Origin of the sequence: Roseibium sp. (assembly GCF_025698965.1) — a bacterium.
GTDB lineage: Bacteria > Pseudomonadota > Alphaproteobacteria > Rhizobiales > Stappiaceae > Roseibium.
Window position 1 is genome coordinate 1 of sequence record NZ_JAILWL010000174.1, and the last position, 11660, is coordinate 11660.

Genomic DNA, 11660 nt, shown 5'->3' on the forward strand with positions numbered 1-11660 from the left:
AAGCGGAAGCTCGTGCAGCCTGGTCCGGATCCGGCGGCGCTGCAACGGAAGCTGTCTGGTTTGCCCTGAAGGAAAAACACGGCGCAACCGACTTCCTGGGCTACGAAACGGAAACAGCGGAAGGTGTGGTTGAGGCGCTGGCCTCGGACGACAAGGAAATCGACAAGCTGGCGTCTGGAGAAAGCGGCTACGTGATCCTGAATCAGACACCGTTTTACGGTGAAAGCGGTGGTCAGGTTGGCGATACAGGTGTCATGATCGGGACCGATGTGAAAATCCTCGTGACCAACACGCAGAAGAAGGCCGACGGTCTGTTTGTGCACAGCGTCACTGTAGAGGAAGGGGAATTGGTTCCGGGGCTTGCGCTTGAATTGCAGGTTGATCATGCCCGGCGGAGTTCGGTTCGCTCCAACCACTCCGCAACCCATCTGGTGCACGAAGCACTGCGGGAAGTGCTGGGTACGCATGTTGCGCAGAAAGGGTCGTTGGTATCGCCGGAGCGTCTGCGCTTCGACTTTTCGCATCCCAAGCCGATGAGTGATGAAGAACTGGCCACGGTTGAAACCTTTGCCAACGAAATCGTTCTGCAAAACGCGCCTGTAGAAACCCGATTGATGGCTGTGGATGATGCCATTGAGGCCGGTGCAATGGCACTGTTTGGCGAAAAATACGGTGAAGAGGTTCGCGTGGTTTCCATGGGCACAGCGCTTCATGGACCGAGTGAAGGAAAGCCTTATTCCCTGGAACTTTGCGGTGGTACCCATGTCCGGCGAACTGGTGATATCGGTCTGGTTACGCTGGTCTCAGAAGGGGCAGTTGCCGCCGGCGTGCGCCGCATCGAGGCTCTCACGGGAGCCGAGGCCAGAACTTATCTGGATGCGCAGGACAAGCGCATGCGGGAGATTGCCGGAATGTTGAAAATCGGTGCGGACGATGTTCCGGCGCGGGTTGCCCAGCTGGTAGAAGAACGCCGTCGCCTGGAAAAGGAACTGGCGGACGCGAAGAAGAAACTGGCCATGGGCGGCGGTGGAAGCGACGGGGGGGCTCCGGTTAAAGACGCCGGTGCCTTCAAGCTGATGGCCAGAACCGTGGAAGGGATCAATCCGAAAGACCTGAAAGGCATGGCTGATGACGCCAAGGCGCAATTGGGATCTGGCGTGATTGTGCTGATCAATGTCGCCGATGACGGCAAGGCGGCCATCGTGACCGCCGTTACCAAGGATCTGACAGACAAAGTCAGCGCGGTCGATCTGGTTCGGATCGGATCGGAAGCCCTTGGTGGGCGGGGTGGTGGCGGACGCCCGGACATGGCTCAAGCCGGCGGCCCGGATGGTAGCAAGGCCGACGGCGCTATCGCGGCCATCGAAAACCATCTGACGGGTCTCTAGAGGCGGTTAAAGATCAGAACGTTGAACTGGAGAGGGCGGGACGCCAGTGTCCCGCCCTTTGCTTTGAAATCTCAATTCTTGCCGAGTGCCGGCCCTGTCGTTTCAATCTTGTTGGTCCAGATATACCCTGAGAAACCGTCGGGTATGAACTCAAGCTGCTCAAGCGTATCGAGACCACCTGTGCCTTTGGGAGGGCCGGCGAGAACAACCTCAGTGTCATGATCGGCCATTCTTTTCAAAAACCGGTTCGGCCAGCCCCAGAGCCACTTTGCGTAGTTGGACGGTACAAGAACTTGCATGTGCCGGCAGCTTTCAGGCACATAACCGGACCAGCCAAGCGCCACATAAGCCTTGACGCAGTTTTTTGTATCTGCCGTGGTAAAGCCACGCATGCCCGGAACCAGTTTTTCCATCTGCTGAGTTGGCGCTGCACCGCCATAAACACCCCAGACACGTGGTCGCCAACTCGGGTGATCTTCTAAAAGAGCGTGGAGACGATCGGCTTCGGTGACATCATTGCTTTTGAAGTTGATCAGAAACTGACCGTCCGGGAATGTCTTAAAAACTTCTTCCAGGGACGGCACGGTCTCTCTGGCCTTACCGCGGAACGGAAAGGTTTTGCCCTCATCAGCAGTGTAGCCATACCCGATGTCAAGTGCCTTGAGCTCTGTCAGACTGTGGTCCCGCGTGACTCCGGTTCCATTGGTTCTGCAGTCCACTGTCCAGTCGTGAAAAACCGCGAAACGACCGTCTGTTGTCGGGTGAATGTCAATTTCGACAACTGTTGCGCCCGCAGCAAATGCCGCCTCCATGGACGGAATCGTGTTTTCCAGCATGGAATGTTCAGGTGGATGAATCAGGGAAGCTGTACAAGTGTCGCGTTTCAGATCGCTTCGGTCATAGGTCTGGTGCACCCCGCGATGAGAAATGATTGTGTATTCACCGTCTCCACTGGGAGACGCCAGCCAGGAAGCGTTGACGAGATAGAGAGCGAGGCCCAGCAGAATGAGGCCGAAGGCAATTTTTCTTATCATGTCGATTTGCGGTAATTCTGTCTCTTGGGGAACTACCTAGACTTGCAGGCTAACTGTGGCTGTCCTGTGACTTGGAGAAAGCCGAGGTTATTGCGGCTTTTGCAAGCATTCCGCAAAGGCCTGCGTGGCCAATCAAGGCAAAATCTTGAAGGCTTGATACCGTTGATGGAGAGAATCGGTTTGACCAGAAAATGAAAAAGCGTGCCATGAGGCACGCCTTTTTCATTGTGACTGCTGGATCGAGACTAATGCAGAACGGCGGTGATCGCCAATGCCGCTGCGGCAAGAACCGTTGACGCGACCAACATTTTCAGAACAACGTGATGAGGCGTTGTTTCGGCTGCTCGGACTTTATCCGTGTCGATAGTCATGTTTCCCTCCTCGAAGTGTGTGGCTTGCACTCTTAGAGATGGGGCCTGCGACATTTTTGCCCAATCACGTTCCTGCAACTGGCGCTCACAGCTTCGCGCGCGAAGCGTGAAGCTGTCCTTTGGTTGGTTTTGAATTTAACTATTGTAAGGTTATTCAAGAAGATACGGTCGGGGTTCAGGCCGGGTTTCGAAAAACGGAGTGCGGCGTGCACGGCCAGGATTTCAAGCGGGCACTATATGAAGTGCTCGAAGACACGGGAAAACGAAGAGTGGCGGCGCGCACCCTGCGCCAAGTCCTGGTGTCTCTTATTCTCCTCAACATAGTCTTGGCGGTTTTTGAAACCGTGCCTGTGGTCCGCACCACGTTCGGACATCATCTGCGGTTTCTGCAGCTTGGAAGCGGCTTCATATTCCTGATCGAATATGTTTTGCGCCTCTATGTGGCCGACATGCATCCGCCGTTGCGCCGATACGGCCCTTTCTGGTCGCGGGTGCGTTATGCCATTCAGCCGGATGCGATCGTCGACCTTATCGGAGCCCTTCCGCTGATCTTCGTATTGTTCCTGCCCAATCAAGCGTTCACGGTTGTCGTCATACTCCGGTTGCTGCGGTTCCTGAAACTTGCCAGGTATTCACCGGCCTTGCGCTCACTGATTTCTGCGATTGCTGCCGAGCGAAAGGCCTTGATCGGATCCAGCATGATCATTCTTGGAGTGATCCTGCTGGCTGCAACGCTGATGTATCTGATCGAGCATAATGTTCAGCCCGAGAAATTCCGAAGCATTCTGCACGGTATCTATTGGGCGATTACCACTGTTACCACTGTTGGCTACGGGGACGTCGTGCCGGTCAGCAATCTTGGTAAAATGGTTGGCAGCATCGTCATGCTGATGGGGTACGGCTTGATCGCGCTTCCGGTTGGCATCATCGCATCCGCTTTTGCACGTGAAATTCACAGTCGGGATTTTGTGGTGACCTGGTCTATGGTCGCACGTGTTCCCCTGTTTGAAGACCTGAAAGCAACCGAAATCGCCGAGGTGGCAAAGCTGCTGCAGGCACAAAGCGTACGCAAGGGCGGGACAATAGCTGCCGTCGGTGATGTTGCGGACCGCATGTATTTCATCTCCAACGGCGAAGTGGAGATCAAGCTGCAGCACGATACGATTTATCTCGGGGAGGGCAACTTTTTTGGAGAGCTCGCCCTGATCAATCAAACGAAACGAACGGCCAACGTTCTCGCCTATCGCGATTGCCAGCTTCTGGTGCTGGAGGCCGATGCCTTGCAGCAACTGATGGACAGGGACGAAACGCTGGCCAAGAAGATCATGGCGGAGGCTCGCGAGCGTGTTGCTGCGGGCAAGAAGGTTCTTGGAGAGATTGCGGAAGAAGAACTCCAGCAAGCCGGGGTTTACGCGTCGGCTGAAGATGCCAGGGAAGAACCTGAATTGTCCTTCAAAGACGGTCTTACCCCGGAAAAGGATCCGGCCAAGTAGGCGTTCAGGCCCTTGCCTTCAGTCGACCTGGCAGGCTGCTCCAATCCGTGGCGCGTCCTTGATTTGAACAACCATCAGAACACTGGGCTCCTTGCCGATCACACCGGATAAATGTCCCACTTGGCCGCTCGCGTCTGGTTTGGCAAGCTGATCCTCCCCGAATGACAGCTGACCTGGGCCCATCTCCACACGGGTTCCATCCATGCTTTCGACAAACCAGCTGCCTGAAAGCGGAACGATCCATTGGGGTTGTGGGTTTCTGTGCCAGTCGAGCGTTCCTGGCTGCAGTATCAGGATGGTTATGTCTTCCGGGTTCGCAGCCAGCTGCTTGACCCACAGATCCTTTGCGGGCGGTGCGAAGGTTTTCAGGTCGAGATGATCAAACCGGCAGTGACTTTGATGAGTGACACCTTCTGTGTCGCACCACAGATGCCAGTATCCCGCCGACGGGCTTTGCGCTGATGTTTCAGTTGTATTCATTGGTTCGAACCTGTTGCTCAACCGATCTCGTTAAGTCGAGTTCAATATGGCGTCAATCCAGGCGGTACCTGGCTGTAAAGCGGATCTCCGGACCAGAAAACATCGGTCGGACCGACGACGAAATCGATCAGGTTCCAGCGGTCATACTGGTAACGGAGCAGGGCATAGGTTGCCAGGCCGTCCATATAGTCCATCTGGCTGGCGTAAACGGTTTGCCCAGGATCAATCACGCCGCCGCCCGGGCGCTGCGGGTCGAGCTGAACAAAGGCCCAGCCATTGCCGGCGCGCATCCAGCCAACGACGAATTCGACCGGTGGTCCGACTCGGGCCTCTACCAGGGGCCGAACCGCGTTGAGGATGGCTTTTCTCTCGGTTGTCCCACGGGCTGGTTCGTAAACGGATTGAGACAGTGCGGCAATTGCAGTGGACAGGAGCAGAATTGTACCGAGAACAATGATTTTAAGACGACAAAGACAGGGCGTTATAGACTTTTCTTCAGAAAAGGATTCAAGCATGGCAACCCTCCGTGTTGATGGTTGTCCTGAAACGGTCGACGAGAGGCTACCATGAAAACCATTGGACTGCTCGGAGGTATGAGCTGGGAAAGCACGGCCGTCTACTATCAGCTGCTCAACCGCATGAGCCGTGAAAGGCTTGGCGGTTTGCACTCGGCCAAATGCCTGCTTTGGTCTTTCGACTTTGCCGCGATTGCAGCTGCCCAGGCCGCCGGCGACTGGGACAGGGCAACGGAGATGATGGTTGACGCTGCCCGCGGTGTGGAGCGTGGCGGGGCGGAATGTTTGCTGATCTGTGCCAATACCATGCACAAGATGGCTGAAGAGGTTCAAGCTGCGGTGAACATACCGCTTCTTCACATCGCGGATGCGACAGCGCCTGCAATCAAGGCTGCGGGGTGCCGCGCCCCTGTGTTGCTTGCCACCGGTTACACCATGGATCAGGATTTTTATAAGGGGCACCTGAAGAACAGGCACGGCATTGAAGTTCGCGTTCCGGGGGATGACGATCGGGCCGAGGTGCATCGGATTATTTATGAAGAACTTTGTCGAGGAGAAGTCTGGGCAGATTCCAAGGAAACCTATCTGGAAGTGGTTCAACGTGAAGTCCAAAAGGGTGCAGATGGCGTCATATTCGGTTGCACCGAGATTGGTCTTCTGGTGAAGGCTGAGGACTTCGATGTCCCAACCTTTGATACTTCAGCGTTGCACGCGGCGGCAGCCCTTGATTTTGCGCTTGGTGACTAACGCTTGTTGAAAGTCAGGGTATGGAGAGTGGCGCTACGCAGTTCCGACCGGTTGTGTCGCGAGAAAACTCTCCCGGGTTCTGAAGTCCGTCAGCCAATTCGAAAGACGGGGTGCTGCCTCCAGCAGCATTGTCCCTTCTTCGGATGCAGCAAACAGGTTGAGCATCGGAGCCGCATGGCAATCAGCCAACGTCAGCTGGTCTCCTATCAGGAATGGACCCGACATCGTCAGCGCTTCCAAGGCTGCAATGATCTTGCGGGCCTCACCAAGGGCGGAGGCAATTTTAACCTCGTCGGCAGACCCGTCTTCCCCGGGTTTCACCACCCGCTCAACATAGATGTCCCAGACCAGGGTGCGATAGGCATAGGTGTTGAGCACCGACAGAATTTGTGTCATGCGGGCGCGTAGCTTGGGTGTCTCCGGCTGGAGGGAGAGACCTGCAAATGCTTCGTCGATGTAGCGCAGGATTGCAACGGTTTCATAGAGCGAGAAATCATCGTGTCTGAAAGCCGGTATCTTGCCGAATGGGTGTCTCTCCAGATGCTCTTCCGGTGGACCGCCAAGTGCAAATACATCTATGGGAACAAGCCTGTAGTCCACGCCTTTTTCAAGCAATGCCAATCGGACCGAGCGCACATAGACCGAATAATCTGCGCCAAACAGTTCAATCATGTCGTTTCTCCGCTCAAACGATCCAGCCGCAATCGGTGCCTCGTATCTGTCAATCGCCACAAGCTGCAAAAAGTTGCACCGAGCACACCGAGACCCGTGGAGCCACCTAACAGGAACATGATCAGGAGCTGATACTTCACCGCTTGCTGAGGGTCGACTCCGGAGAGGATCTGGCCAGTCATCATGCCGGGCAGGGAAACAACGCCGGTCGCTGCCATGGAGTTGATAATCGGGGTGAAGCCGGAGCGCAACGCCTGGCGGGCTGCAGGGCGTGTTGCTTCCCATCGGGTCCGGCCAAGCAAAAGCTGTGCCTCCACTTCGCGCCGGCCTTTTGCAAGGGCCGTGTGCAGAGTGTCGAGGCCCAGGCTGACACCCGTCATGGTGTTGCCCAGGACCATGCCGAAAAGCGGCAATGCGTATTGCGGCGACCAAACGGGATCCGGACGGATCGGTCCGGCGAGACCGTAAAGCGTAATCAGACCACCCGCGATCAGCATAGCCGCTGTGCCAAGTCCGGGGCCCCAAAGACCCTTCAGGCGCCTGTTCTGCCGTGCCCAGACTTCCCGACCGGCAAAGGCGACCATCACGGCAGCCGCGAGCAGTGTCCAAAGAAGTGAACCTGCAAAGAAAATTGCTTTCAGTATCAAGCCAACCAGAAGCAGCTGAACTGTCATGCGCAAGGCCGAGACGATCAACGATCGTGTCAGTCCCAGGTTGAGCGAAATCGAAAAGACCGCGTTCAAAATCAGGAACACGGAGGCTGCAAGAATATCCCAATAGGAGAGCACCTGGTAACCGGTCACTGTGCTGCCCTTTGGTGTTGGTCTTGTAACAATCTGCCTGAAACCATCCGACGAGGAATGGCGTTGAGGCGTGCGGGTTGTTCGGGATCATGTGTCACGAGCAGAATTGCGTTGCCGGATGCAACCCTGGTTTTCAAAAGTGCTTCCACTTGCGCTACCGATGCCGGATCAAGTGCGGATGTCGGCTCATCCAGCAGCAGGACTTGTGGATCGAGTTGCAACGCGCGAACCAGAGCCAGACGTTGGCGTTCGCCAGTTGAGAGCCGTGAAACCTCCCAAGAGAGGGCTTCCTGAAGACCGACCGAGGCAAGGAGAGCAGGCAGATCCGGGGAGTCGACAAAGTGATCACGCACCTTTTCGGCCCACCAGCCGCTTTCGGCAGGTACATAAGCGATTTTCTTCCTCCACAAAGGGGCAGGGTAATCATCTTTGGTCCTGCCGTTCAGCGACACAGTTCCCGCGCTTTCGTCAAGGTCGGTGATTGCACGTAAAAACAGGGATTTACCGGCGCCCGATGGCCCGGAAACGGTGGTACAGCTGCCGGGTTCCAGCGAGAGGTCGATCGGGCCGATCAGGGACGTCTTCAGCCGTGTTACCGTCAGCACCTTCGTTCTCCTTATCCCCGACGAAACGGAGACTAGAGCAACTTCGGAAACGGGAGCAAGATGAATTGCTCATCGACCGGTGTTGACACAATCGGCACAAAAAACGCCCCGGAGTGAACCCGGAGCGTTTTCCTTTGGCAATTGCCGAAGTGACTAAAGGTCTGCCATCGCCTTTTGCAGGTTCTCGTCAATCTTGTCGAGGAACCCGGTGGTTGTCAGCCAACCCTGATCCGGACCGACCAACAAGGCGAGATCTTTCGTCATATAGCCGGATTCCACCGTGTTGATGCAGACGTTTTCCAGGGTCTTGGCAAAGCGGGCCAGCTTGTCATTGCCGTCGAGCTTTGCCCGATGCGCCAGGCCACGGGTCCAGGCGAAGATTGACGCAATGGAGTTGGTGGACGTGCTTTCACCCTTCTGGTGCTGGCGATAGTGGCGGGTGACGGTGCCATGGGCAGCTTCGGCTTCAACGGTCTTGCCGTCAGGTGTCATCAAAACAGACGTCATCAGACCAAGCGAGCCGAAGCCCTGGGCAACCGTGTCGGACTGAACGTCGCCATCGTAGTTCTTGCAAGCCCAGACGTAACCACCAGACCATTTCAGGGCAGAGGCAACCATATCGTCGATCAGGCGATGTTCGTACCAGATTCCGGCATCGGCGAATTTGCTCTTGAACTCCGCATCATAGATCTCCTGGAACAGGTCCTTGAAACGGCCGTCATAGGCTTTGAGGATCGTATTCTTGGTTGAAAGATAGCAGGGCACCTTACGCTGCAGGGCATAGTTCATGGACGCGCGGGCGAAATCACGGATGGAATCGTCCAGATTGTACATGGCCATGGCGACACCAGCGGACGGTGCATCATAGACGTCGCGCTCGATCACCGTACCGTCCTCACCAACAAACTTGATTGTCAGCTTGCCCTTGCCGGGAAATGTAAAATCGGTGGCGCGGTACTGATCACCAAAGGCATGACGGCCGACGATAATCGGTTGTGTCCAGCCCGGCACCAGTCGCGGCACGTTCTGCATGATGATCGGTTCGCGGAAAATGACCCCACCCAGTATGTTGCGGATTGTTCCGTTCGGAGACCGATACATACGCTTCAGGCCAAACTCTTCAACCCGCGCTTCGTCCGGTGTGATCGTTGCGCATTTGATGCCGACACCATGCTCCTTGATGGCGTTGGCGGCGTCGACAGTGATCTGGTCGTCGGTCTCGTCGCGCTTCTGGATCGACAAGTCATAGTAGAGAAGATCAATATCGAGATAGGGGTGGATCAGCTTGTCCTTGATGAACTGCCAGATGATACGGGTCATCTCATCGCCGTCGAGTTCAACAACAGGATTGTCGACTTTGATCTTTGCCATGGTGCAATCTGCCTTGCGAAAGTAAATACGGAAGCTGGGAAGGAAATTTCACGGAAAGAGTTGTACCGGAAATCTATTGTGTGCGCTTGTATACAATTCGTCACAGCGAGGCAAGAGGAACTTGGCTGAAAGATTTCGGGAGAGTCTGTGAGCCATAGCCCCAACCGATGCCGGGCAGCGAGGTTCGGAGGGGAGCGGGCTTTTAAAGGGCGCAAAGGGCCGTCGGCTGTTCCTGATGCCTCGCGGTATCTTGAAAGGCGCGAGGCAAAGCTCAGGATGCAGACCGCATTTTTCGTCGGCTTGTTTGAAAGCCAGGAAGCACCGTTTCCTCATCTCAATGAACTTGATATGCGAAAGGCGTGTCGACCTTTTGGTCAGTTCTTACTGCTTGGCAACCGACTGGCTGATTTCGGTGATGATCCCAAAAGCAACGGCTGCAAGAATTTTCAAGATACCGCTGTCGATTGCATCGCCTGTTGTCGAGTTTCCAAGAAAAAGGCCGGGGCTTGGCTCTACCATCAGGCCGGTCGAAACGGCAAAGGCTACAGCGATCTGCATACAGCCTAAGATGAATACAATTCCAGCAATTAACGCTCCTAGTTTCGTATAAGGCATTGCGAATTCTCTCGAATTGTTGCTGTGGTACTAAATTTTACTGTAAATATTATTCTGTGCAAGTAATGCTCGTGAATACCCTAAATATTTAAAGTTTTAATAAAACTTGGAACTGTTACGTGGGTGGTTGAGTATTTGATTCATAACGGAAAAACTCACTCCTAAATCATTAAGAATTTAGATTTCTTCTCGTGGAAGTAAGTTCCTTGTCAGTCTTTGCAACCGACTGCAACTGAGCGTGCACCGAAACAAAGTGGAGAGATTGCAAGGTCTTTTTTAGCATCAGGCATTCAGCGGAGAGCGACCAATTCGCGTATGGCACATCGGCTGTGTGAGTGTGTCTTGCCACCGCCAAAACCTCCGATGTCGCAATCAGGCGCATAGCGGCGAAAATGTGCTTGCAGTTTTTGTGAAAATCAGCAGGTTTCTCGTTGCGATGGTTCCGCCAAATCAGTCGAGGAAGCGGATGAAATGGGAACACGGTGAGGCGTACCCAGTAGGGACCAAATCCGTGGCTGCCCCCGCAACTGTGTGCGGTGAGCGATGCCTTAGATGCCACTGGTCTTGTCAGAGACCGGGAAGGCGGGCGGAGCTGAGACCCGCGAGCCAGGAAACCTGCCATCCAATTGGCTTTTTCAAAGCCGGATATTGAAACCTGTCCGCGCACGGAGGGTGCGCAAAGGAGAAAAAAATGCATATTGAACCCGGCATCGTGGATCCCGCGAAAATGGTGCTCAGCTACGGCACAGCGGCTGTTTCATTTGGGCTTTTGGGCAAACTGGCTCTGGATACGGTTCGCTCCAGCAGTGTTGTCAGTCTTGCTGTTCGCTCCGTCATTACCACGCTTCTCGTCTTCGCGTTTTTTGAGGCACTGCCGCATTATCCGGTTGGCGTTTCCGAGGTACACTTCATTCTCGGAGCAACGCTGTTCCTGATATTTGGAGCTGGGCCGGCTGCCGTCGGCCTTGCCGCAGGACTGGCTCTGCAGGGCTTCCTGTTCGCACCGTTCGATCTGCCGCAATTCGGCATCAACCTGACCACGCTGATCGTTCCGCTTTGGGGTGTCAGTCTGCTGGCTAGAAAGATCATCCCGGAAAAGACCGCCTATGTAGATGTTTCCTACAAGCAGGCTTTGGCTCTTTCCACCGCTTACCAGGGCGGCATTGTTGCCTGGGTTGCTTTCTGGGCTTTCTATGGCCAGGGCTTTGGTGCTGAAAACCTTGCTTCCGTCGGCTCCTTCGGTGCCGCCTACATGCTGGTTGTTGTTGCTGAACCGCTTCTGGATCTTGCCGTTCTGGCAGGTGCAAAGTCGCTTGCTCCCTTCACCAGAACGATGGCTTTTGAAAGCCGCCTGCATGAGGCTGCTGCCTGATTTTTTCAGGAAACTTGATCGAGAAAAGGGCGGCTTCCGGGCCGCCCTTTTTGTTTGTCCAGCTTCCGTCTGCGGGACCTTGATAAATTGAGCAGCGGTCGAAAACCGCAACTGCTTCGAGCTTCGAGGCAACAAGCGCAATTTAAAGAGGGGGCCATTTGTCATCTAAACTTTAAGTTATTCAGATCTTGTTG

Annotated in this window: 13 protein-coding genes and 1 riboswitch; of the genes, 4 read left to right on the forward strand and 9 right to left on the reverse strand. The window is 54.9% G+C overall.

Annotated elements, in window-relative coordinates:
• Window positions 1-1388 (forward strand): alanine--tRNA ligase-related protein (locus K5905_RS15275; protein WP_297585460.1); only part of this gene is annotated, 1388 nt, incomplete at its 5' end.
• 71 nt (window positions 1389-1459) lie between these two features.
• Here the strand turns inward: K5905_RS15275 and K5905_RS15280 are convergent.
• Window positions 1460-2419, reverse strand: coding sequence for a glycerophosphodiester phosphodiesterase family protein (locus tag K5905_RS15280; RefSeq protein WP_297585478.1), 960 nt, complete (start codon window positions 2417-2419; stop codon window positions 1460-1462).
• Window positions 2420-2667: 248 nt separating this feature from the next.
• Window positions 2668-2793 (reverse strand): hypothetical protein, encoded by a 126-nt coding sequence (locus tag K5905_RS15285; RefSeq protein WP_297585461.1) that lies wholly within the window; start codon window positions 2791-2793, stop codon window positions 2668-2670.
• A 206-nt stretch (window positions 2794-2999) separates the two neighbouring features.
• Between K5905_RS15285 and K5905_RS15290 the strand changes: the two genes are divergently transcribed.
• Entirely contained in the window at window positions 3000-4286 is a 1287-nt protein-coding gene (locus K5905_RS15290; protein ID WP_297585462.1) for a cyclic nucleotide-gated ion channel, read from the forward strand.
• Between the two features lie 18 nt (window positions 4287-4304).
• On the opposite strand, the gene K5905_RS15295 is transcribed toward K5905_RS15290, so the two are convergent.
• A complete protein-coding gene (locus K5905_RS15295) occupies window positions 4305-4766 on the reverse strand; it encodes a cupin domain-containing protein (protein ID WP_297585463.1) in 462 nt (153 codons plus the stop codon).
• Between the two features lie 41 nt (window positions 4767-4807).
• Window positions 4808-5281 carry a hypothetical protein gene (locus tag K5905_RS15300; RefSeq protein ID WP_297585464.1) on the reverse strand — a complete coding sequence of 158 codons (474 nt, stop codon included), beginning with the start codon at window positions 5279-5281 and terminating at the stop codon, window positions 4808-4810.
• A gap of 51 nt (window positions 5282-5332) precedes the next feature.
• On the opposite strand from K5905_RS15300, the gene K5905_RS15305 reads away from it, so the two are divergent.
• Window positions 5333-6028, forward strand: coding sequence for an aspartate/glutamate racemase family protein (locus K5905_RS15305; protein WP_297585466.1), 696 nt, complete (start codon window positions 5333-5335; stop codon window positions 6026-6028).
• Window positions 6029-6061: 33 nt separating this feature from the next.
• Here the strand turns inward: K5905_RS15305 and K5905_RS15310 are convergent, their stop codons facing one another.
• From K5905_RS15310 to K5905_RS15330, 5 genes are all read right to left on the reverse strand, one after another.
• Complete coding sequence (locus K5905_RS15310; protein ID WP_297585468.1) at window positions 6062-6700, reverse strand: glutathione S-transferase family protein; 639 nt, start codon at window positions 6698-6700, stop codon at window positions 6062-6064.
• Window positions 6697-7503, reverse strand: a complete 807-nt coding sequence (locus K5905_RS15315) for an ABC transporter permease (protein ID WP_297585470.1) — start codon at window positions 7501-7503, stop codon at window positions 6697-6699. The genes K5905_RS15310 and K5905_RS15315 overlap by 4 nt, the downstream gene beginning before the upstream one ends.
• Window positions 7500-8108, reverse strand: coding sequence for an ABC transporter ATP-binding protein (locus K5905_RS15320; RefSeq protein ID WP_297585472.1), 609 nt, complete (start codon window positions 8106-8108; stop codon window positions 7500-7502). Before K5905_RS15320 ends, K5905_RS15315 begins: the two co-directional genes overlap by 4 nt.
• Window positions 8109-8261: 153 nt before the next feature.
• Window positions 8262-9479 carry an NADP-dependent isocitrate dehydrogenase gene (locus K5905_RS15325; protein WP_297585474.1) on the reverse strand — a complete coding sequence of 406 codons (1218 nt, stop codon included), beginning with the start codon at window positions 9477-9479 and terminating at the stop codon, window positions 8262-8264.
• A 381-nt stretch (window positions 9480-9860) separates the two neighbouring features.
• Window positions 9861-10094 (reverse strand): hypothetical protein, encoded by a 234-nt coding sequence (locus tag K5905_RS15330; protein WP_297585475.1) that lies wholly within the window; start codon window positions 10092-10094, stop codon window positions 9861-9863.
• A gap of 420 nt (window positions 10095-10514) precedes the next feature.
• Window positions 10515-10732: riboswitch (cobalamin riboswitch) on the forward strand.
• 53 nt (window positions 10733-10785) lie between these two features.
• Between K5905_RS15330 and K5905_RS15335 the strand changes: the two genes are divergently transcribed.
• Window positions 10786-11466 carry an energy-coupling factor ABC transporter permease gene (locus K5905_RS15335; protein WP_297585476.1) on the forward strand — a complete coding sequence of 227 codons (681 nt, stop codon included), beginning with the start codon at window positions 10786-10788 and terminating at the stop codon, window positions 11464-11466.
• The last annotated feature ends 194 nt before the right edge of the window (window positions 11467-11660 follow it).

Bases quoted from the DNA above. Each gene is read 5' to 3' on its own strand.
- K5905_RS15285 (WP_297585461.1), bottom strand. From the start codon at position 2,793: ATGACTATCGACACGGATAAAGTCCGAGCAGCCGAAACAACGCCTCAT.
- K5905_RS15295 (WP_297585463.1), bottom strand. From the start codon at position 4,766: ATGAATACAACTGAAACATCAGCGCAAAGCCCGTCGGCGGGATACTGG.
- K5905_RS15300 (WP_297585464.1), bottom strand. From the start codon at position 5,281: ATGCTTGAATCCTTTTCTGAAGAAAAGTCTATAACGCCCTGTCTTTGT.
- K5905_RS15305 (WP_297585466.1), top strand. From the start codon at position 5,333: ATGAAAACCATTGGACTGCTCGGAGGTATGAGCTGGGAAAGCACGGCC.
- K5905_RS15310 (WP_297585468.1), bottom strand. From the start codon at position 6,700: ATGATTGAACTGTTTGGCGCAGATTATTCGGTCTATGTGCGCTCGGTC.
- K5905_RS15325 (WP_297585474.1), bottom strand. From the start codon at position 9,479: ATGGCAAAGATCAAAGTCGACAATCCTGTTGTTGAACTCGACGGCGAT.
- K5905_RS15330 (WP_297585475.1), bottom strand. From the start codon at position 10,094: ATGCCTTATACGAAACTAGGAGCGTTAATTGCTGGAATTGTATTCATC.
- K5905_RS15335 (WP_297585476.1), top strand. From the start codon at position 10,786: ATGCATATTGAACCCGGCATCGTGGATCCCGCGAAAATGGTGCTCAGC.